Source organism: Gordonia sihwensis NBRC 108236, from assembly GCF_000333035.1.
GTDB lineage: Bacteria > Actinomycetota > Actinomycetes > Mycobacteriales > Mycobacteriaceae > Gordonia > Gordonia sihwensis.
Map to the genome: position 1 here is coordinate 73124 of NZ_BANU01000015.1, position 21377 is coordinate 94500.

Genomic DNA, 21377 nt, shown 5'->3' on the forward strand with positions numbered 1-21377 from the left:
TTGGGTGATCTCCTGTAATCTTTCGAATCGGACCGATTCTTCTTCAAAAGAAATGCCGAGGCGCCGGTCCCGGAATACATTTCCGGGACCGGCGCATCCGAGGGTGTGGAACCCGATCAGTTCACACCTGGTCAGCGGACCCAGATCCAGTACCAGCGGTGATTGCGGGCATCCCAGCGACGCTCACGACGCCGACGCGGAGCGGGGTGCGCGAATCCGAAGTTCTGACGGTTGTTCTGCTCGGGGCGGCGGTTGTTGTCGAATGCCATGTCATTCTCCTTATCCGGTCGGCTCGGCGGCTATTTCCGCTCGCGTATCTCGCGTCCGACACAGATGAATTTATGGACCCCGTCTGTGGAGGATCTGGCGCGCGACTGGCAGCATTCTGGGAACATCTCGGAACCGTCGGAACTGCGGCATTCCGCCGTGTTTCAGGCTGCTCACACGGCTCCCCGCATGTCGGTGAGGGCTTCATTACGCGCCCGTGATCGCCGCGGCGACCGCCCGCAACACCGCCTGCCTAGCGTCGATCGCGACCCGGTCGAATGCCCGGGCGGACGAAGGAGGCACCGCGTGCGGATGGGACCAGCTCACACCCGACCCCGAGAACGACGAGCAGTATTCGCGTCGAGGACGATCACCGACTGGGATCCGGAGGACACCGCGGCATGGGAGGCGGGCGGATCGGCGATCGCGCGGCGCAACCTGATCTGGTCGGTGGTCGCCGAGCACGTCGGATTCTCCGTCTGGACGCTGTGGTCGGTGATGGTGCTGTTCATGCCGTCGGACGTCTACGGCATCTCGGCGGGGGACAAGTTCCTCATCGGAGCCGTGGCCACCCTCACCGGGTCTCTGCTGCGTTTCCCGTACACCCTGGCGACATCGCGATTCGGCGGCCGCAACTGGACGGTCTTCTCGGCCGTCGTGCTGACCGTGCCGGTGACGGCGACGATCGTCCTTCTCGCGAATCCGGGTCAGCCGCTCTGGGTGTACCTGCTGTGCGCCGCACTCGCCGGGTTCGGCGGCGGCAACTTCGCGTCGTCGATGACGAACATCAACGCTTTCTATCCGCAGCGCCTCAAGGGCTGGGCCCTCGGTCTGAACGCGGGCGGCGGCAACCTCGGGGTGCCCGCGGTGCAGTTGGTGGGACTGCTGGTGATCGCGTGGACCGGGGTCGGCGAACCGTACTGGGTGTGCGCGGTCTACCTCGTGCTGCTCGCGGTGGCCGGGCTCGGCGCCGCGCTCTTCATGGACAACCTCGAGGGGCCGGGCGTGGACCTGTCCGCGATGCGGTCGGCGATCACCGACCGCGACACGTGGCTGATCTCGCTGCTCTACATCGGGACTTTCGGCTCGTTCATCGGGTTCTCTTTCGCCTTCTCGCAGGTACTGGCGCTGAACTTCCTCGACCGCGGCGACACCGCGGCGCAGGCCTCACTGCACGCCGCGCAGATCGCCTTCATCGGCCCGCTCCTCGGGTCGGTGGCACGGGTGTACGGCGGCAGGCTCGCCGACCGGATCGGCGGCAGCCGAGTGACGCTCGGGGTGTTCGCCGGCATGGTCGGCGCCGCGGCCGTCCTCCTGGTGGGCTCGTCCCTCGAGGTTCAGGTGGTGGGCTTCGTGGCGCTCTTCGTGCTCTCCGGGATGGGGAACGGCTCGGTGTACAAGATCATCCCGTCGGTGTTCGACGCGAAGTCCCGCGCGCTGCCGCTCGACGAGGACGGGCGGGCGGCGTACTCGCGAGCCATGTCTGGAGCGGTGATCGGGATCGCGGGCGCGGTCGGCGGACTCGGCGGCGTCGGGATCAACATGGTGCTGCGACAGTCGTATCTGAGCTCCGGGTCGGCGACCGTCGCGGTGGTGGTCTTCGCCGCCTTCTATCTCGTCGCCGCGGCCGTCACCTGGCGGGCGTACGTCGGAGTGCCGCGCGCGGCGGCCGATGCGCCCGGCGCACCGCAGTCTGCGAAGCTGTCTTCATGAGTTCTGCCACCACCGGCGACCGGTCGGCCCCGCCCTCGCTGGCGGGGTTCACCGTCGCCGTCACCGCAGCGCGCCGAGCTGAGGAGCTCGGCGCGCTGCTCATGCGACGAGGCGCACGAGTGGTCGCCGCACCGGCGATCGAGATGGTGCCGCTGGCCGACGACCCGGCGTTGCGCGCGGGCACCGATGCGGTGATCGCGAAGCCGCCGGATCTGCTGATCCCGACGACCGGAATCGGCTTCCGCGGGTGGATCGAGGCCGCGGACGAATGGGGGCTGGCCGACGAGCTGATGGGCGCCTTCGCCGGCGCGCGCATCCTTTCGCGCGGGCCGAAGGTGACCGGGGCGTTGCGTGCGGCGGGATTGCGCGAGGAATGGTCGCCCGAGTCGGAGTCGTCGGCCGAAGTGCTGGCGCACCTGAGCCCCGACGACGTCGCCGGTCGGCGAGTGGCGGTTCAGCTGCACGGTGCGATCGACGGTTGGGACCCGAACCGCGACTTCGTCGACGGTCTCATCGCGATGGGAGCCGATGTCGTCTCCGTGCCGGTCTACAGCTGGCGCCGGCCCGCCGATCTCGGCGACTTCGATGCGCTGATCCACGACGTCGCCGCCCGCCGGCTGGACGCGGTGACCTTCACCTCCGGTCCGGCCGCCGTGTCGATGCTGACGCGATCGACTCAGCTGGGCGTGCGCGAGCCGTTCGTCTCCGCACTCCGGGAGGCGGTCGCCGTCTACTGCGTGGGCCCGGTGACCGCCGCGCCGCTCGAGCTGGCGGGGGTCGCCGCGCGCTGGCCGGAGCGGATGCGGCTCGGCGCGCTGGCGCGGCTCGTGGCCGAGGATCTGCCGGTCCGGGAGTCCGAACTCGCGGTGGCCGGGCACCGCCTCGGCGTGCATGCCTCGGCGGTGGTGGTCGACGGAGAGGTCCGTGACGTGCCCGCGTCGGCGCTGCGTCTGCTCAAGGCCCTCGCTCAGCGGCCGGGCACGGTGGTGTCGCGCACCGATCTGCTCGCGGTGATCGGCGCGGGTGACGAACATGCGGTGGAGGTGGCGATCGGCAGGCTCCGGACCGCGCTGGGATGCCGCGAGATGATCGCGACGGTCGTCAAACGCGGCTACCGGCTGGCACTGGACGAGCAGTGAACTCGCCGGCCGAGTCGATCCGGCCGCAGGCCGCGTCGACGACCGGTGCCGCGAGGCCGAGGGGGCGGGCGACGACGTCGGCCCCCGAGTCGTCCAGGCGCTGCTGAAACAGCCCGTCGGCGAGCAGGTACGACGCCACCGCGATCCGGCGTCCGGGTGTGTCCGCACGGAGGGCGGCGACGGTGTCCGGGACCGATGCGTGAGGCGAGTCCGCGCGGGTGCTCGCGAATGCGATGCGGACCGGTGTGGCCAGCCGCGCGGACAGCAGGTGCGCGGTGGTCTCGATGTCCCGCTGCGCCACCGGGTCCGCGGAGCCGGCCGCGGCCAGGACGACGGCGTCATCGCTCGTCGCCCCGGCCTCGGCCAGGCGGATCGTGAGCGCCCGGGTCAACAGCTGAGACGGTCCCAGTGCCGGGGCCAGCCGCACCGGCCGGCGGGCCGCGGCCAGGTGCGCGGCGATGTCGACCCGCACGTGGTGTCCGCGCGCCAGGAACGCGGGCAGCACCGTGACCGGGCCGTCGGGCAGATCGGGGAGCAGGTCGCTCGGCGAGGGCCCGACGACGTCGACGAAGCTCACCGCCACCGGCTCGTCCCGGCGGCGTCCGATCTCGTCGGCGAGCCGATAGATCAGTTCCACGCCCCGTGGGTCGCGGGTGCCGTGCGCGACGAGCAGGACGGTCATCGCGGGCTCGCCGGCGAACTCGTGGCGGCCCTGAAGCCCTCGGGCCGGAAGCCGAACCGGATGTCGGGGGAGTTCGCCACGAATACGGTCCCGTCGAGCCCGATGCGGGTGCCGTACACCGGGATCCGCACTCCGGGGGAATCGAGGCAGCGTCCGTCGATGAGGCTGAACGCCTCCTTCTTCAAGGGCGAGGCGACCACCGGGAAACCGTTCCGGTCGCCGACGATGCCGCGCGACATCACCGCGGCACGCGCGATCGGATCGATGTTGCCCACCGCGCGGAGCGTGTCGTCGGCGAGCCGGAACAGCGCCACCTGCGCGCCGTCCGGCAGCAGCACGGCCACGCCGCGCAGGCGGTCGAGCCGGTCGATGTGGCACGCGGCGGTCCAGTCGCGGGTCCAACGGTGGAGGTCGAAGGCGAGGGTCATGACAGACCTTTCAGGTGTGTTCGGGGGGCGGGCGGAACGGGCCGGTTCACGACTGCGGCAGCGCGGGCGAACCGAGCAGGACCGGAACTCGGCGCCCGTGGCTCTCGCCGAAGGCGACCGTCGGGTCGGGAACGCCGGGCGCGTTGACGAAGGAGACGAACCGCCGGAGCTTGTCCGGGTCGTCGAGGACGCCCTTCCATTCGCATTCGTAGGCGTCGACGTGGCGGGCCATGTCGGCTTCGAAGTCGTCGGCCAGACCCAGCACGTCGTCGACCACGACGGCCTTGAGCCGATCGATGCCGCCGTCGAGTCCGTCGAGCCAGGCGGCGGTGCGCTGAAGTCGTTCGGCCGTGCGGATGTAGTACATGAGGAAACGGTCGATGTAGGCGACGAGGGTGGCATCGTCCAGGTCGCCGGCCAGGAGCTGCGCGTGCCTGGGAGTCATGCCTCCGTTGCCGCCGACGTACAGATTCCAGCCCTTCTCGGTGGCGATGACGCCGACGTCCTTCCCGCGGGCCTCGGCGCACTCGCGGGCACAGCCCGAGACGCCCATCTTGATCTTGTGCGGCGACCGCAGCCCGCGGTACCGCAGTTCCAGATCGATCGCCATCCGAACGGAGTCCTGCTGACCGTACCGGCACCAGTCGGAGCCGACGCAGCTCTTCACGGTCCGCAGCGACTTTCCGTAGGCGTGGCCCGACTCCATCCCGGCGTCCACCAGGCGCCGCCAGATCAGCGGCAGCTGGTCGACGGTGGCACCGAACATGTCGATGCGCTGACCGCCGGTGATCTTGGTGTACAGACCGAAGTCGCGGGCGATCTCGCCGATCAGAATCAGCTGTTCGGGCGTGACGTCGCCGCCCGGCATCCGCGGGACCACCGAATAGGTGCCGTTGCGCTGGATGTTCGCCAGGAAGTGATCGTTCGAATCCTGCAGCGAGGCCTGCTCGCCGTCGAGGATGTGGCCCGAGCCGATCGACGCCAGAATGGACGCGACCGTCGGCTTGCAGATGTCGCAGCCGGTGCCGGTGCCGAACCGTTCGACGATGCCGGAGAAGGTCCGGATGTCGCAGGCCCTGATCGTCTCGAACAGCTCGGCGCGCGACTGCGCGAAGTGCTCGCACAGGGCGGTCGACTGCTCGACTCCCTCCTCGGCCAGGATCTGCGACAGCAGCGGAACGCACGAGCCGCACGACGTGCCCGCGCCGGTGCAGCCCTTGAGGGCCGCCACATCGCATGCGCCGTCGGCGATCGCGGCGCACAGCGTGCCCTTGCTGACGTCGTTGCACGAACAGATCTGCGCGTCGTCGCCGAGCGCGCCCACCCCGAGGGCCGGTGCGTCGCCGGCCGGGCTGATCAGACTCACCGGGTCTCCCGGCAGGCTCGATCCCACCAGCGGGCGCAGGAGGCCGTATGCGCTCGCGTCGCCGACGAGCACGCCGCCGAGCAGGGTGGACGCGTCGTCGGACAGCACGAGCTTGGCGTAGACGCCGCCGATCGGGTCCGAGACCACCACGTCGAGCGCTCCGGGAGTGGCGCTCAGCGCGTCGCCGAAGCTGGCGACGTCGACGCCGAGCAGTTTGAGCTTGGTGGACATGTCGGCGCCGGGGAACACCGCAGAGCCGCCCAGCAGCCGGTCGGCGACCACCTCGGCGGTGGCGTAGCCGGGGGCCACGAGGCCGTAGCAACGACCGTCGATCGCCGCGACCTCGCCGATCGCGTAGATCGACGGGTCGCTGGTGGCACAGCGCTCGTCGGTGAGGATCCCGCCCCGTTCGGCAACCGCGAGACCGCAGTCGCGGGCGAGTTCGTCGCGGGGACGGACCCCGGCGGCGAACACCAGGAGTGCGGCGTCGACCACCGTGCCGTCGGCGAGTGTGACACGCACGCCGGCGTCGCCGGGCTCGATGGACTCGGTGCCCGACGAGAGGGACACCTCGATCCCGAGTTCGCCGATCATCCGGGCCAGGTGCTCGCCGCCCCCGGCGTCCACCTGCTGAGGCATCAGCCTCGGGTTGATCTCCACCACGTGAGGCGCCAGACCCATCAATCGAAGAGCGTTGGCGGCTTCGAGTCCGAGGAGCCCGCCGCCGACCACCATGCCGACCGGCGCGGTGCGGGCATCGCGCGCGAGGGCCCGCTCCGCGTCGGCGCGGATGGCGTCCAGATCGTCGAGGGTCCGGTAGACGTGGCAGCCCGGCGTCTCGTGTCCCGGGACCGGCGGCACGAAGGCTCGCGATCCGGTCGCCATCACCAGCGCGTCGTAGGCGATCTCGGCGCCCGAAGCGGTTCGCACCACGCGACGGTCGCGGTCGATCGCGACGACGGCGTCCCCGACCCGCAACTCCACGGCGTCGTCGCCGTCGTAGCGGTTGCCCGCCAGCGCCAGCTCGGCCCGCTCCCAGGAGCCGACGTATCCCGAGAGCCCCACGCGGTCGTACGCGGGGTCGGTCTCCTCGCCGAGCACCACCACTCGCCATCCGCCGTCGACGTCCCGGGCGCGAAGTGCCTCGACGAAGCGGTGCCCGACCATTCCGTGTCCGATGACCACCACGGTTTCGCTCATCGACTCCAGGTCCTTCCACTCGAGTTCGCAGCCGATCCGTTCGGCTCGGAAGCGACGTTACGAACGGGGTGTTGCGATGCCGCTCGGGTCGCGTTGCGGTCAGATGACGAGTCCCGCACCGGGTTTCGAGCATGTTTCGAGTCGGGGGGGGCGACGGGGGTGCGGCTTCAGTACACGTCGCGGACGTACCGGCCTTCGGCGGAGAGCGCCCGCAGATAGTTCTCGGCGCCGGACGGCGCGAGACGCCCGTGTTCGGCCACGATCTGCTTGAGGGTGTCGTCCACGTCGCGCGCCATGTGCTTGGCGTCGCCGCAGACGTAGACGTGCGCGCCGCGCCGCAGCCACTCCCAGATCTCCGGGGCGCGCTCGCGCATCAGATGCTGGACGTACACCTTCTCCGGCTGGTCGCGCGAGAAGGCGGTGTCCAGTCGCGTGAGGACCCCGGCCTCCCGGAACCCGGCGAGCTCGTCTTCGTAGTAGAACTCGGTGGCGCGGTGGCGTTCACCGAAGAAGATCCAGTTGTCGCCGGCGGCCCCGGACGCGGCCCGCTCGTGCAGGAAGGCCCGGAACGGAGCGATTCCGGTTCCGGGACCGATCATGATCGCCGGAGCCTCCGGGTCGACGGGCGGGCCGAACTTCTTGTTGGGCGTGATGAAGATGCGCGCGAGGTCGGCGGGGCCGCGATCGGCCAGGAATCCCGAGCACACGCCCCGGCGCGGCGCGGACTCGTCGCCGAACCGCACCACCGAGACGGTGGCCTCCACCCGTTCCGGGTGCGCGGACGGACTGGAGGAGATGGAGTAGAGGCGGGGGCGCAGCCGTCGGCACACCGAGAGCCACTGCGCCGCGGTGGCCGAGACCGGATGAGTGGCCAGTAGGTCCACCGACTGGCGGTTCCACGCCCAGTCGGCGAAGCCGGCCGGATCGTCGAGGAGGGCGCGCAGTTCGGAGTCGCCCGTCCGCTCGGCGACGAAGGCGACCAGATCGCGGGAGCAGTCGGCGATCTCGTAGTCCTCGGTGAGCGCCTGCCGGAGCGGGACGGGGGCGCCGTCGACGGTCACCGCCTCCGCGCCGTCGAGCCCCGTGCGCGCGAGCCATTCGTCGACCAGCGTCTCGCTGTTGCGCGGCCACACGCCGAGGGCGTCTCCGGCGGTGTACTCGAGGGAGCCCGGCGGCAGATGAAACGCGATGCGGCGCACCTCCTTCGCTGTACCCGTCGTCAAGACTGCGTTCTCCAGCACGCGCGCGGTGAACGGGTTCTTCCGTGAATAGCCCGGAGCCGGAGGGGATTCGGCGCAGGTCCGGGAGTCGGCAGCGGTGTCGGGGTCGTCCGGCGAGGCCGGTGAGTCCAGCACGGCGACCACCCCGGCGAGCCATGCGGCGGCCGCGGTGTCGTAGTCGGGCTCGCAGTATCCGGCGGGCGCGATCCGCTGCGCGTCCAGCGTCGCCAGCCGTGCGTCCAGTTTGCGGGCGAAACCGCAGAAATCCGCATACGACGAGTCGCCGAACCCGAGAACTGAGAAGCGCAGTCCGTCCACGTCTTGCGCGCACGCGCCGGCGAGCGCGTCCCACAGTCCGACGGCGGCATCCGGTGCGTCGCCGTCACCGGTGGTCGAGACGATGAACAGGACGTCGCCGACCAGGTCGCCGAGTCCGGTGCGTTCGGCGCTCGCATCGATCACGTCGAAGCCGGCGTCGCGCAATGCGCCGGCGCATTGCGCCGCGTACTCCTCCGCGGTGCCGGTCTGCGACGCCCATACGAGCCGGATTCTGCGCGCCGGTGAATCGACGACGGACGCGGATCCGGGTCCCGTCATCGGAACCCGGGAGAAGTATCCGGCCAGCACTCCGTCGACCCAGATCCGGGCCGGCTCCGAGAGCGGCGCCTGTGACGGGACCGTCGGAACCGCGTCGCGGGGCGGATTGGCGGTCAGGCCGCGCAGCAGACCCGCCAGATAGCCGCGCTCGGTCTCGGTCAGCACGGGCTCGCCGGCGTCGACGCGCAGGGCGACGGCCAGCGACGACGATTCGGTCGCGGTCGGATCGGCGGCGGTCGGATCGGCGGTGGTCATGGGCGGCTCCTGGTTATCGGGCACCGGTCCGGAGAGCCGGGTGAGCGCCACGGCGCACGCCTTGAACTCCGGTTGCAGCGAATCGGGGTCGACGGCATCGGTGGTCACGGCGTTCACCGCGAGCATCTCGCCGAAGGCGTCGGACCAGTGCATGGGGACGAAGCAGACGCCGGCGCTCACCGCGTCGTCGACGCGCGCGGGTACCCGTACCGCGCCGCGGCGGGATCGCACCTCCACCATGTCTCCGTCGCCGATACCCGCCGGGCGTGCGTCGTCGGGATGGATCTGCACGAAGGAGCCGGGGTCGAGCCGGCAGAGTTTCGCGACCCGGCCGGTCTTCGTCATGGTGTGCCACTGGTGCGCCAGCCGACCGGTGGTCAGGACCATCGGATAGTCGTCGTCGGGGAGTTCGGCGGGCGGCATGTGCGGGCGGGCGAGGAACCGCGCGCGCCGGTCCGGGGTGGGGAAGAGGGGACCGGGCTCGGCCGGGTCGTCGCTGAGGTAGCGGATCGGATTGCGCGCCGGTCCGCCCGGCGCCGCCGGCCACTGAACGGGTCCTTCGCGCAGCCTCGCGTAGTCGACGCCGCGGAGGTCCCAGCCGGTCCGCGGATTGTGGAAGCCGCGGATCTCGTCGAACACGGCCGCCGCGTCGGCGTGCGAGAACCCGTCGCGGAAGCCCATGCCGCGGGCGATCTGGGAGATCAGCTCCCAGTCGGCCCGCGCCTGGCCCGGCGGCGCTACGGCGGGGGAGGTGAGACTGATGCTGCGTTCGGAGTTCACCATCGTCCCCTGCGCTTCGGTCCACAGTGCGGCGGGCAGCACGATGTCGGCGTATTCGCAGGTCTCGGTTCCGGTGAAGGCCTCCTGGACCACGACGAAGTCCGCGCGCCGGAGGGCCTGCACGACGGTCGAGCGGTTCGCCACCGAGGCCACCGGATTGGTGCAGATGATCCACGCGGCGCGGATGCGGCCATCGGCCATCGCCTCGAACATGTCGACGGTGCCGCCGCCCGGATCGGTGCTCAGCGTCCCCGGTTCGAGACCCCAGGCTGCCTCCACGTCGGCGCGGTCGCCGGCATCGAGCGCGCTGCGCTGCCCGGGCAGGCCCGGACCCATGTAGCCCATCTCGCGACCGCCCATCGCATTGGGCTGCCCGGTCAGCGAGAACGGGCCGGATCCCGTCCGGCAGATGGTTCCGGTGGCGAGATGGAGGTTGCAGACGGCATTGGTGTTCCACGTCCCGTGCGTCGACTGATTGAGCCCCATCGTCCACAGGGTCATCCAGTTCTCGGCGCCGGCGAGGATGCGGGCCGTCTCCCGCAGGGCGTCCTCGTCGACGCCGGTGAGTTCGGCGACTCGTTCGGGCGGGTAGTCGTCGAGCATCGCGGCGAGCGCGTCCCACCCCCGCGTGTGCGCGGCCACGAACTCCTCGTCCAGCCCGCCTTCGTCGACGATGAGCCGCAGCAGGCCGTTGAGCAGTGCGAGATCGGTGCCCGGCCGGACCGGGAGATGGATGTGCGCTTTGCTGGCCGTGGCGGTCCGCCGCGGATCGACCACGATCAGCCGGGCGCCCGCGGCCACCCGGTCGAGGAGGCGCAGGAACAGGATCGGGTGGCAGTCGGCCATATTGGAACCGATCACCAGGAAGGCGTCGGCGTGGTCGATGTCGTCGTAGCTGCCGGGCGGTCCGTCGGCACCGAGCGACTGCTTGTAGCCGGTCCCCGCACTCGCCATGCACAGCCGGGAGTTCGATTCGATCTGGTTGGTGCCGAGGAAGCCTTTGACCAGCTTGTTCGCCAGATACTGTGCTTCGAGTGACATCTGGCCGGAGACGTACACCGCGATGGATTCGGGGCCGTGGCGGTCACGGATCCGTGTCAGTCGGCGGGCGGTCTCGGCGATCGCGTCGTCCACGTCGGCGGGTCGGGCGTCACCGTCGCGCCGCTCCCGGATCAGAGCGGTGGTGAGTCGTCCGGGGGCGCGCAGCATGTCGGCGGTGGTGGCGCCCTTGGTGCACAGCCTGCCCCGATTGGCCGGATGGCTCTTGGTGCCCCGCGCCCCGGTGACGGCCCCGTCCGCGACGTCGAGGGTCAGTCCGCAACCCACGCCGCAGTAACCGCACACGGTGTCGACGGCAGTGGGAGCCAGCGGTTCCAGGGACATGCCAGTCACGGTTCCGTGGAACTGTTTCGGCGCGTGCAGAGCGGCGTTACAGCCAGGTCAACTATCGGGACGCCTCCTTCCCAACCGAGCGCTTGTTAGGGTATGAAGGACGGCATGCGAGATGCAGTGATTGTCGATGCCGTCCGTACTCCGATCGGTAAGCGGAACGGCGGCCTGTCCGAGATCCATCCCGGCGACCTGAGCGCGCACGTGCTGTCGGCGCTGGCCGACCGCGTGGGTTTCGATCCCGCCGGCGTGGACGACGTGATCTGGGGGTGCGTCAGCCAGGTCGGCGACCAGGCGGGCAGCATCGGCCGGGTCGGCGTGCTGGCCGCGGGCTGGCCCGAGTCCGTTCCGGCGACCGTCGTCGACCGTCGGTGCGGCTCGAGTCAGCAGTCGGTGCATTTCGCCGCCGCCGGCGTGATCGCCGGACAGTACGACATCGCCGTCGCCGGTGGCGTGGAGTCCATGTCGCGCGTACCGATGGGTGCCGCACGCGGTGACGGTGCTCCCTATCCGGCGTCCGTGCTCGACCGATACGGCGTGGACGGCTTCAACCAGGGCCTCGGCGCCGAGATGATGGCCAAGCGCTGGAACTTCAGCAGGCAGCAGCTCGACGAGTACTCGGCCCGCTCGCACGAGCGCACCGCCGCCGCGCAGGACGCAGGCGCCTTCGATGCGCAGATCGCTCCGATCCCGGACGGCCTCGCCGTCGACGAGGGGTTGCGCCGCGGCACCACGGCGGAGAAGCTCGGCGGGCTCAAGACCCCGTTCGACCCCGAGGGCGTCATCACCGCGGGCAACGCCTCGCAGATCTCCGACGGTGCCGGCGCCCTGCTGGTGACGACCAGCGAGATCGCCGCGGCCAACGGCTGGCGGCCGATGGCGCGGGTGCACACCGCGACCCTCGCCGGCGACGACCCGGTCATCATGCTCACCGGACCGATCGCCGCCACCGCCAAGGCGCTGGAACGCTCGGGACTGGCGGTGTCCGACATCGGCGCCTATGAGGTGAACGAGGCCTTCGCGCCGGTCCCGATGGCCTGGCAGGCCGAGATCGGTGCCTCCGACGACGTCCTCAATCCGGTCGGCGGTGCCATCTCGGTGGGCCACCCGCTCGGCGGGTCGGGCGCGATTCTGATGACCCGGCTCGTCCACCACATGCGCGACAACGGGATCCAGTACGGTCTGCAGACCATGTGCGAAGCTGGAGGTATGGCGAACGCAACGATTCTGGAACTTCTGTGAGCGGCGACGTGCTGCTGGTCGAGCGCGACGGCGACGTCGTGACCTGGACCGTCAATCGACCCGAGACCCGCAATGCCATCTCCGAGGACGACGCCATCGATGCACTCGTCGATGCGGCGACGGCGGTGAACCGGGACCAGTCGGTCCGGGCGGTGATCCTCACCGGCGCCGGTTCGGCCTTCTCGGCCGGCGGCAACGTCAAAGACATGGCGGCCGCGGCGGGTCTGTTCGGCGGGGCTCCGCACCAGCAGCGCGTCGGTTATCGCGAGGGCATCCAGCGGATACCGCGCGCGATGTACGCGCTCGAGGTGCCGGTGATCGCGGCCGTCAACGGCCCCGCGGTGGGCGCCGGGTGCGATCTGGCGCTGATGTGCGACATCCGGATCGCCTCGAACACGGCCTTCTTCGCCGAGAGCTTCGTGAAGCTCGGGCTGATCCCCGGCGACGGCGTCGCGTGGCTGCTGCCCCGGGCGATCGGGCCGGCGCGGGCCGCAGAAATGGCACTGACCGGCGATCGCGTCGACGCCGCGACGGCGCTCGAGTGGGGCATCGTCTCGCGCGTCGTCGAACCGGCCGATCTGTTGCCGACCGCTCGTGAGATCGCGTCGCGGATCGCCGCGAACCCACCGGTGGCGGTGCGCATGACCAAGAAGCTCCTGCGGGAGTCCTCGCAGCAGACCCTCGACCAGCTACTCGAGCTCTCGGCGACCATGCAGGCGGTGGCGCACCACACCGAGGACCATCGGGAGGCCGTCGCCGCGTTCCTCGAGAAGCGGCCCGGACGGTTCACCGGGGTGTAGTCGCCGTGCGGGTGGTCGTCGTGGGTGCGGGCATCGCCGGGTTGACCGCTGCCGCGGCCCTGGTCCGCGACGGACATGACGTGGTCGTTCTCGAATCTCGACGGCAGTCGACCGGCGGCGCGGGCATCAGTCTCTGGCCGAACGCGCTGGCAGCACTGGACTGGATCGGCCTCGGCGACGCGGTCCGGTCGCAGTCGGCACGCGTGGGCGGCGGAGCACTGAGGTGGCGAGACGGAACGTGGATCCGGAAGCCTCCGCCGGGCGCGCTCGCCGCGGCGGCCGGCGAGGAACTCGCCGTCATTCTGCGGGGAACGCTGCACGAGGTGCTCGCCAGTGCGCTGCCCACCGACTCCGTGCGCACCGGTGTCGCCGTGCAGACCGTGCGCACCGTGGGCCGCGAGGCAGTCGTGACCCTGGCCGACGGTGCTCAGATGCGAGCCGATCTCGTCGTCGGCGCGGACGGAACGCATTCCCGTATCGCCCGCGGTTTCAACGACCGTCTGTCGAGCAGGTACGCCGGGTACACCGCGTGGCGTGGCGTGGCCGACATCTCGATCGATCCCGATCTCGCGGGCGAGATGATCGGCCCGCGGTCGCAGTTCGGCGCGGTGCCGCTTCCGGCCGGGCGGACGTACTGGTTCGCCACGGCACAGGCCCCGGAGGCCGCGGTCTTCGACGACGAGCGCGCCGAGGTCGCTCGCGTCGGCAGAGGCTGGCCGGAGCCGGTCGACGCGGTGATCGCAGCGACGCCGTCTTCGGCGCTGATGCGACACGACCTGTACGACCGGCCCGTCGCACGCCGGTGGCACGACGGTCGTGCGGTGATCATCGGCGACGCTGCTCACCCGATGCGTCCGCATCTGGGGCAGGGCGGATGTCAGGCGATCGAAGACTCCGTCGTACTGGCGGCCGCTCTCCGCACGAGTGCGGGTCCGGAGGATGCACTGCAGCTCTTCCATGACGTGAGGCGTCGCCGAGTGCGGCGGGTGGTCCGTGAATCACAGATGATCGGCCGCATTGTGAATGCGCCGCAAACCCTGTTCTGGGGCCGCGTCATTCGGGTAAGTCGAATTCTTCCGGATCGCATCCTCCTGCGCCATTTGTGCGATATCGCGGGCCGTGACGCATTCACGAGGCAATTGGCGCCAGTGCGTTCTGCTCGATGACTCGACGGCCGCCTGAACTCCGCCTCACCCGATCATGACGTCGCCGTGGAACATGTTCGGAGTCGCGCCCGGCGCGCAACCGTGGAACGACGAGGTCGCCATCGGACCCATCACCCCGACTTCGTTCATCATCCCGCTGCCCTTGCGGACGGAGATCTTCACCGCGTACGCGCCGCTGAGCTGGGCGGGGACGATGTTGGGGGAGGTCTCGGTGATCGGGTAGACGAGCGAGGCGGTGTCGCCGTGTGTCCAGATGCACGTCACCGGGCCCTTCACCTGGAACGGAGTCTTGTGCATACCGTCCATGATCGTCGCGACGTAGGTCCCGTGGGTCTTGCCGTCCATGTCGCGTGCACCTTGCGCCTCGATGTTCAGCAGGTGGACGCCGGGGGCGATCATCAAGTCGCCGTCGATCGCGAGTTTCGCCGGATCGGTCATGTGCGGTGCGGCAGCGGCCATGCCGGGCGCCGCGGCGGCGCCGAGCAGGGAGAGGGCGCCGATTCCGGCCACCGTCGCCGTCCGAACGATTCGATTGTTCATGTCGGTATCTCCTTTGACTGCATGCATCTGACGACGAATACGACGCTACGCCGAAGTCGTCGTTGTGAGAACAGCTGAATGCTGTCGCAAACGAAAGGAAGTCACCGAATTTCGCGGTGGCACCGGATTCGTCGGAAATGCGCGTGAATCTCGGGTGTGAGTGACTGTTCTCGAGCGGAGGGGCGAGCGTCGACGAGAGTCTAAGAATATCGAATTACACTATTGCCATATGAGATTCAATCACATAATATGGGTACATACGTTCGATATGTGTTGCAGGGGAGGCGGACATGACGAACCCGAGCATCGACGCTGCGGGGGTGGGTGGCGTCGACACGTCTGACGCTGCCGCACAGGATCTCGCCGACATCACCGCGGTCGCGGAGATCGCCCGTCAGGAGTCCCACCTTGCGTGGTTGCGGCTCGGGCACCTGTATGCGATGCAGCGGCGTCGTGCCGCGGGCTCGGCCGGTGACGTCGAGTCCGCACGACTGCTGGCCGATGCCACCGCCATCGTGGGCGCTGAGGCCGCTATCGTGCAGGCGGTCTCGAAGGACACCGGTATCCGACAGGTCACCCTCGCCGTCGAAGCCTCCGAACGTCTGCCGCAGACCGCACGCCTGCTCCGCGACGGAGTCATCAGCGCACGTGCATTCGGCGCCATCGTCCTGCAGTGCGGCGCGGTCACCGACGCCGCGCTGATGGCAGCCATCGACGCCGAGATCGCTCAGGACCTCCGCGGGCACGGCGCTGTGTCGATGAGTGTGGCCGAGCAGACCGCGCGCCGGTTCGTCGCCGAGTACGACGCCGACGGGGTGCGCGACAAACGCCGCGCCAACACGCCCGGCGTCACCATCGCCCACGACGTCGACCAGTCCGCCCTCACCGTCGCCACCCGCGCGGAGGACGTGACTCTGATGGACAAGGCCACCAGGGCGCGCGCCGCCCGGGTGTGCGAGGCGGACTCCCGCACCGTCGGCCAGCGGCGCGCCGATGTGGTCGTCGCCGCCGTACTCGGCACCCGGTTCGGCTGCGACTGCGGCCGCGATGACTGCCGGCACGTGCGGCCGAGGAAGAGGTCCGGGCGCAGTTCGCCAAGATCGTCGTGCACGTCGTCGTCGACGCGTCCACATTGTCCGGCGGCGGGGACAAGGCCGCCTATCTCGACGGTTTCGGCGTGATCGACGCACATCACGCGAGGGAGATCGCCGCTCGCGCGGATGCGACGGTGCGGCCGCTCGACATCGCAGGCTTGGCCGAGCAGACCGCGCAGGCAGGCAACCCGTACCGCCCGACCGCTGCCTGCGACGCCGCCGTCCGCGCCGTGCACGGCACCTGCTCGGTGCCCGGCTGCAACCGGTCAGCGTGGGCGTGCGATCTCGATCATGTCTGCGAGTACAACCATGCCCAGCCGGCAGCTGGCGGGCAGACCTGCCCGTGCAACTTGAATCCGAAGTGTCGTTTCCATCATCTGATCAAGACCTACGCCGACGGCTGGCTGGATGATCAAGTCGTCGATGCGAATGGCGTGATCTGGACCGAGACCACCACGCCGTCGGGCTACACCGTCCGGGCCCGCGCCAGGAACCACTGGCTCCTGCCCGACCTCGGTTCGGTGCCGTGCCTGCACGGCGCACCCGTCGCGCCCGGATTCGTCGACACGACGACGCAGCCGGGACGGTCACGGACCCGTACTCAGGCCAAACACGCGTACCGAATGCGGCTCCGGTCGCAGCGCCGCTGCGGTGAGAGTCCTGTCCTCGACAGTCCGGGCGAACCGCCCTTCTGAGTCGGTCCCGGACTCACCGTCGCCACCGGTGAGATTCCGGCCACGTCCCTCTCGTCGGGACGAGGCTCCACCTCGTCGTGCGGCGAACCAGCGTCTCTGCAGGTCAAAGCGCCCCCAGCAGGACTCGAACCTGCGACCTAGAGATTAGAAGGCTCTTGCTCTATCCATCTGAGCTATGGAGGCTTGCCGGCCCTCGACAGGTGCCGGCGAAGGACTACTATATCCCGTCCTACAGTGGACACCATGACAGTGACGTCCGCCGGGCCGGCGGAGCAACCAGTGCGCGATCGGCTGACCGACCCGTCGGGGGTGCGGTCGGTCCTCATCGCGCTGCTGGCAGTCGTCGGATCGATCGCCGCGGTCATCGTGACCGCGGCGTCGGCGGCGACGGCGTTGCAACTGACCGGTGTGCCCGATCCGGGGTGGCTCACCACCTACGGGATGCCGGTGATGACGGTGATCGGCCAGCTCAGCGCCGCCATCGGTCTCGGCTGCGTGGTGTTCGCCGCCTTCTTCGTGCCCTCGCAGGACAACGGGGCGCTCGACGTCGGCGGCTTCCGCGCCATGCGCTGGGCGGCCACGTCGATGACTGTCTGGGCGGTGTGCGCCTTGGCGATGATCCCGCTGTCGATCTCCGACGTCAGTGGCTCACCGCTCTCCGAGACCCTCGTCCCGAAGAACCTGATGACCGCCTACGGGGTGGTCGCCGACGGCCGCTACTGGCTGTGGACCGCGATCTTTGCCGTGCTTGCGGCGGTGGTGGCGCGGGTGGCGATGCGCTGGGGATGGACGTTCCTCGCGATGGCGCTGGCGCTGCTGTCGCTCATGCCGTCGGCGCTGCTGGGGCATTCGTCGGCCGGCGGTGCGCACGATCTCGCGACCAACAGCTTGATCCTGCACATCGTGGCGGCCGCCCTATGGATGGGTGGGCTGATGGCCGTCCTGGCGTATGCGTTCGGTGACGGCCGGTGGCGGACGCTCGCCGTGGCCCGTTACTCGCGGGTGGCGTTCTGGTGTCTGCTGGTGGTGGCGCTCAGCGGCATCATCAACGCGCTGGTCCGCATGTCCCTGGGGGATCTGCTCACGACCACCTACGGTCTGGTGGCCGTCGGAAAGTTCGTCGCGGTGGTCCTCGCCGGACTACTCGGCGGCCTGCACCGCAAGGTCACGATCGACGAACTCGCAGCCACCGACGAGCCGCGCAAGTCGCTGTTCGTGCGGTTCGCCGTCGTCGAACTGGTGGTGTTCGCGGTCGCCTTCGGCCTCGGCGCCGGGCTGTCGCGCACGCCGCCGCCGGTGTTGGGGACGGCGAACGTCTCGCCGATGGAGTTGAAGATCGGATACGACCTCGACGGTCCGCCGACCTTCACGAAACTGTTCGTCGACTGGCGCTTCGACCTCATCTTCGGCACCTTCGCGATCGTCGCGGCCATCGTCTACCTGCGGGGCGTGTACCGGCTGCACAAACGCGGAGACAAGTGGCCGGTGGGCCGGACGGTGTCGTGGCTGCTCGGCTGCGCGGCGCTGTTGATCGCGACCTCATCGGGTTTCGGCCGGTACGCGCCGGCGATGTTCAGCATCCACATGATGAGCCACATGATGCTGTCGATGCTGGTCCCCGTACTGCTGGTCCTCGGCGGCCCGGTGACGTTGGCGCTGCGCGCGATCCCGCCCGCCGGACGCGGCAACCCGCCCGGGCCGCGTGAATGGATCCTCACCGCGATCCACAGCCCGTACTCGCGCTTCATCACCAATCCGTTCATCGTGGTCACACTCTTCGTCGGCAGCTTCTACGTGCTGTATCTGGGCGGACTGTTCGACGCGGTGGTCGAGAACCACTCCGCGCACCTGCTGATGAATCTGCACTTCCTGGTCAGCGGGTATCTGTTCTACTGGCTCGTGATCGGGATCGATCCCGCACCGCGGCAGATCAGTCCGGTGGCCAAGCTCGGCGTCGTGTGGGGATCGCTGCCGTTCCACGCCTTCTTCGGCGTCGCGCTGATGATGACCGGCTCGATCATCGCTGAAACCTACTACCGCTCGCTGCAGCACCCGTGGAATTTCGACATGGCGGCCGATCAGCGGATGGGCGGTGGCATCGCATGGGCGACCGGTGAGTTCCCGCTGGTGGTGGTGATGCTGGCACTGCTGATCCAGTGGCACCGGCAGGACGATCGCGCGGCCCGCAGGTTCGACCGCAAGGAGGAGCGGGACGACGACGCCGAGTTGGAGAGCTACAACCAGATGCTGCGGCGGATGAACGCCCCGGCACCCGTGTCCGCCGAGGCCGAGACGGGAGCCGAGGATCTCGCAGCGCAGGGCGACGGCGAGAGATAACCGCCGCGGCCGGGCCCGCCCGGCGGGCGGCTATGCGATCGCGAGTTGGAGTTGGCCGAGCTGAAGCGCACGCTGATGCTCGATCCAGCTGCGGAAATACACCAGGCCCGAGTGGTAGTCGAGGTGTCCGGCGGTCCACGTGCGCGCGGCGTGTGCCACGTCGGCGGTCATCTCGCCCGCCTTGTGGAGCAGTCTGCGCATGAACGAGGTCACGCGGTGCGCCCATTCGAACTCGGTGGACAGGACGCCGAGGCCGAGGAAGAAGGTCACCCAGCCGGGGCCCGGGATCGGCAAGGGGATCATCACCAGGCCGGCGAGCACCAGAAGTGTGCCGACGAAGCCGACGCCGATGCGGTAGAAGCGGTTGAGGACCGGTTGCTGACGGATCGCATAGCGTCGTCGCCGGTGCCAGATCTTCAACCGGAGTCGCATCGTGGACAGATCCCCTCGTCGTCGTAGCGGTTACCCACAGGTAACGGGTGGCCCCGCAGGGCGGTTCCCAGTGTGACACACCACACTGTGGATCGTCAGGTGCGCAGCCGTGTGTCACGTATTCGACCCACGGCCCGGGGCACGCATCGCCGCGGCGGCCGGGTACCGCGGCCGTCCGGAATCGGCCCGCGCCGGGACCGATAGGATGGACCACAGAACCATGCGCCGGCGCAGAGGCGTTCGGCCAGCATGTCCGAAGAGCAGTCATTTTCAGAGCAATCATTTCGTCGCAGCGAAGGCTGCAGGCAGGAGCTGTAACCGGTGGCCGGTGAGTTCATTTACACGATGAAGAAGGTGCGCAAGGCGCACGGCGACAAGGTGATCCTCGACGACGTCACCATGAGCTTCTACCCCGGAGCCAAGATCGGTGTCGTCGGTCCCAACGGCGCGGGCAAGTCGTCGATCCTGAAGATCATGGCCGGGCTCGACCAGCCCAGCAACGGCGAGGCCTTCCTCGATCCGGAGGCCACCGTCGGCATCCTCCTGCAGGAGCCGCCTCTCAACGAGGAGAAGACGGTCAAGGAGAACGTCGAGGAGGGCATGGGCGAGATCAAGGTGAAGCTCGACCGCTTCAACGAGATCGCCGAGCTCCTGGCCACCGATTACTCCGACGAGCTGATGGAGGAGATGGGCAAGCTCCAGGAGGAGCTCGACAACGCCGACGCCTGGGACCTCGACTCGCAGCTGGAGCAGGCGATGGACGCCCTGCGGTGCCCGCCGCCGGACTCTCCGGTCACGAACCTCTCGGGCGGTGAACGCCGACGGGTGGCGCTCTGCAAGCTCCTGCTCCAGAAGCCCGACCTGCTGCTCCTCGACGAGCCGACCAACCACCTCGACGCAGAGAGCGTGCTGTGGCTGGAGCAGTTCCTGGCGAACTACCCGGGCGCCGTGCTCGCCGTGACGCACGACCGCTACTTCCTCGACCACGTCGCTCAGTGGATCTGCGAGGTGGACCGCGGCAAGCTGCACGGCTACGAGGGCAACTACTCGGCCTACCTGGAGAAGAAGGCCGAGCGCCTCGAGGTCCAGGGCAAGAAGGACCAGAAGCTGCAGAAGCGCCTCAAAGAGGAGCTCGCGTGGGTCCGCTCGGGCGCCAAGGCCCGCCAGACCAAGAACAAGGCCCGCCTGGCCCGCTACGAGGAGATGGCGGCCGAAGCCGAGAAGCACCGCAAGCTCGACTTCGAGGAGATCCAGATCCCGACCCCGCCGCGGCTGGGCAACGTGGTGGTCGAGGTGAGTCACCTGGACAAGGGCTTCGACGGTCGCGTGCTGATCAAGGACCTCTCGTTCACTCTGCCCCGCAACGGCATCGTCGGCGTGATCGGCCCCAACGGCGTCGGCAAGACGACCCTGTTCAAGACGATCGTCGGGCTGGAGCAGCCGGACTCGGGCGAGGTGAAGGTCGGCGAGACCGTCAAGCTCAGCTACGTCGATCAGGGTCGCTCGAACATCGATCCGAAGAAGACGGTGTGGGAGGTGGTCTCCGACGGTCTCGACTACATCGAGGTGGGCCAGAACGAGATGCCTTCGCGCGCCTACGTCAGCGCCTTCGGCTTCAAGGGCGCCGATCAGCAGAAGCCGTCCGAGGTCCTCTCGGGCGGTGAGCGCAACCGGCTGAACCTGGCGCTGACCCTGAAAGAGGGCGGCAACCTGATCCTGCTGGACGAGCCGACCAACGACCTCGACGTCGAGACTCTCAGCTCGCTGGAGAACGCGCTGCAGGAGTTCCCCGGCTGCGCCGTCGTGATCTCCCACGACCGCTGGTTCCTGGACCGGACCTGTACCCACATCCTGGCGTGGGAGGGCAACGTCTCCGAGGGCCAGTGGTTCTGGTTCGAGGGCAACTTCGAAGCCTACGAGGCCAACAAGGTGGAGCGTCTCGGTGCCGACGCGGCCCGCCCGCATCGCGTGACGCACCGTCGCCTCACTCGCGACTGAACGGTCCGCCGCCGAACCGCGGCACCGAACCCGAACA

General features: G+C 69.3%; 16 protein-coding genes and 1 tRNA gene. 9 read left to right on the forward strand and 8 right to left on the reverse strand.

Going from position 1 to position 21377, the window contains the following annotated elements; translation table 11 throughout:
* Nucleotides 1-131: 131 nt before the first annotated feature.
* Complete coding sequence (locus GSI01S_RS20125) at nt 132-269, reverse strand: hypothetical protein (protein ID WP_156150514.1); 138 nt, start codon at nt 267-269, stop codon at nt 132-134.
* A 310-nt stretch (nt 270-579) separates the two neighbouring features.
* On the opposite strand from GSI01S_RS20125, the gene GSI01S_RS10835 reads away from it, so the two are divergent.
* Together GSI01S_RS10835 and GSI01S_RS10840 are read left to right on the forward strand one after the other, a co-directional pair.
* The gene (locus GSI01S_RS10835) at nt 580-1980 is read left to right on the forward strand and encodes an MFS transporter (protein ID WP_006896597.1); all 1401 of its coding nucleotides are present in this window, start codon (nt 580-582) and stop codon (nt 1978-1980) included.
* A complete protein-coding gene (locus GSI01S_RS10840; protein WP_006896598.1) occupies nt 1977-3119 on the forward strand; it encodes a uroporphyrinogen-III synthase in 1143 nt (380 codons plus the stop codon). The genes GSI01S_RS10835 and GSI01S_RS10840 overlap by 4 nt, the downstream gene beginning before the upstream one ends.
* Here the strand turns inward: GSI01S_RS10840 and GSI01S_RS10845 are convergent.
* The 4 genes from GSI01S_RS10845 to GSI01S_RS10860 all read right to left on the reverse strand — a co-directional run bounded on the left by GSI01S_RS10845 (nt 3082) and on the right by GSI01S_RS10860 (nt 11030).
* Entirely contained in the window at nt 3082-3801 is a 720-nt protein-coding gene (locus GSI01S_RS10845) for a sirohydrochlorin chelatase (RefSeq protein ID WP_006896599.1), read from the reverse strand. The genes GSI01S_RS10840 and GSI01S_RS10845 overlap by 38 nt on opposite strands.
* Nucleotides 3798-4229 carry a nitrite reductase small subunit NirD gene (nirD, locus tag GSI01S_RS10850; RefSeq protein WP_006896600.1) on the reverse strand — a complete coding sequence of 144 codons (432 nt, stop codon included), beginning with the start codon at nt 4227-4229 and terminating at the stop codon, nt 3798-3800. Before nirD ends, GSI01S_RS10845 begins: the two co-directional genes overlap by 4 nt.
* Before the next feature lie 46 nt (nt 4230-4275).
* Complete coding sequence (gene nirB, locus GSI01S_RS10855) at nt 4276-6795, reverse strand: nitrite reductase large subunit NirB (protein ID WP_006896601.1); 2520 nt, start codon at nt 6793-6795, stop codon at nt 4276-4278.
* 167 nt (nt 6796-6962) lie between these two features.
* Entirely contained in the window at nt 6963-11030 is a 4068-nt protein-coding gene (locus tag GSI01S_RS10860; protein WP_006896602.1) for a bifunctional nitrate reductase/sulfite reductase flavoprotein subunit alpha, read from the reverse strand.
* Between the two features lie 114 nt (nt 11031-11144).
* Between GSI01S_RS10860 and GSI01S_RS10865 the strand changes: the two genes are divergently transcribed.
* From GSI01S_RS10865 to GSI01S_RS10875, 3 genes are read left to right on the forward strand one after another with little or no spacing between them, the layout of a single operon-like run.
* A complete protein-coding gene (locus tag GSI01S_RS10865; protein ID WP_039867527.1) occupies nt 11145-12278 on the forward strand; it encodes a thiolase family protein in 1134 nt (377 codons plus the stop codon).
* Nucleotides 12275-13078, forward strand: coding sequence for a crotonase/enoyl-CoA hydratase family protein (locus GSI01S_RS10870; RefSeq protein ID WP_006896604.1), 804 nt, complete (start codon nt 12275-12277; stop codon nt 13076-13078). Before GSI01S_RS10865 ends, GSI01S_RS10870 begins: the two co-directional genes overlap by 4 nt.
* Before the next feature lie 5 nt (nt 13079-13083).
* Complete coding sequence (locus tag GSI01S_RS10875) at nt 13084-14244, forward strand: FAD-dependent monooxygenase (RefSeq protein WP_006896605.1); 1161 nt, start codon at nt 13084-13086, stop codon at nt 14242-14244.
* Between the two features lie 24 nt (nt 14245-14268).
* On the opposite strand, the gene GSI01S_RS10880 is transcribed toward GSI01S_RS10875, so the two are convergent.
* Nucleotides 14269-14784, reverse strand: a complete 516-nt coding sequence (locus GSI01S_RS10880; protein WP_006896606.1) for a hypothetical protein — start codon at nt 14782-14784, stop codon at nt 14269-14271.
* 290 nt (nt 14785-15074) lie between these two features.
* Here GSI01S_RS10880 and GSI01S_RS19530 point away from each other — a divergent pair, with 290 nt between their 5' ends.
* Both GSI01S_RS19530 and GSI01S_RS19535 read left to right on the forward strand, forming a co-directional pair.
* A complete protein-coding gene (locus GSI01S_RS19530; protein WP_006896607.1) occupies nt 15075-15965 on the forward strand; it encodes a DUF222 domain-containing protein in 891 nt (296 codons plus the stop codon).
* Nucleotides 15962-16573, forward strand: coding sequence for an HNH endonuclease signature motif containing protein (locus GSI01S_RS19535; RefSeq protein WP_006896608.1), 612 nt, complete (start codon nt 15962-15964; stop codon nt 16571-16573). Before GSI01S_RS19530 ends, GSI01S_RS19535 begins: the two co-directional genes overlap by 4 nt.
* A gap of 109 nt (nt 16574-16682) precedes the next feature.
* On the opposite strand, the gene GSI01S_RS10890 is transcribed toward GSI01S_RS19535, so the two are convergent.
* Nucleotides 16683-16756 (reverse strand) — tRNA-Arg (locus tag GSI01S_RS10890).
* 60 nt (nt 16757-16816) lie between these two features.
* On the opposite strand from GSI01S_RS10890, the gene GSI01S_RS10895 reads away from it, so the two are divergent.
* Nucleotides 16817-18910 (forward strand): bifunctional copper resistance protein CopD/cytochrome c oxidase assembly protein, encoded by a 2094-nt coding sequence (locus GSI01S_RS10895; RefSeq protein WP_006896609.1) that lies wholly within the window; start codon nt 16817-16819, stop codon nt 18908-18910.
* A 30-nt stretch (nt 18911-18940) separates the two neighbouring features.
* Here GSI01S_RS10895 and GSI01S_RS10900 read toward each other — a convergent pair whose 3' ends face one another.
* Nucleotides 18941-19342 (reverse strand): TIGR02611 family protein, encoded by a 402-nt coding sequence (locus GSI01S_RS10900; protein WP_006896610.1) that lies wholly within the window; start codon nt 19340-19342, stop codon nt 18941-18943.
* A gap of 321 nt (nt 19343-19663) precedes the next feature.
* Between GSI01S_RS10900 and ettA the strand changes: the two genes are divergently transcribed.
* Nucleotides 19664-21340 carry an energy-dependent translational throttle protein EttA gene (gene ettA / locus GSI01S_RS10905; protein ID WP_006896611.1) on the forward strand — a complete coding sequence of 559 codons (1677 nt, stop codon included), beginning with the start codon at nt 19664-19666 and terminating at the stop codon, nt 21338-21340.
* Nucleotides 21341-21377: the final 37 nt, after the last annotated feature.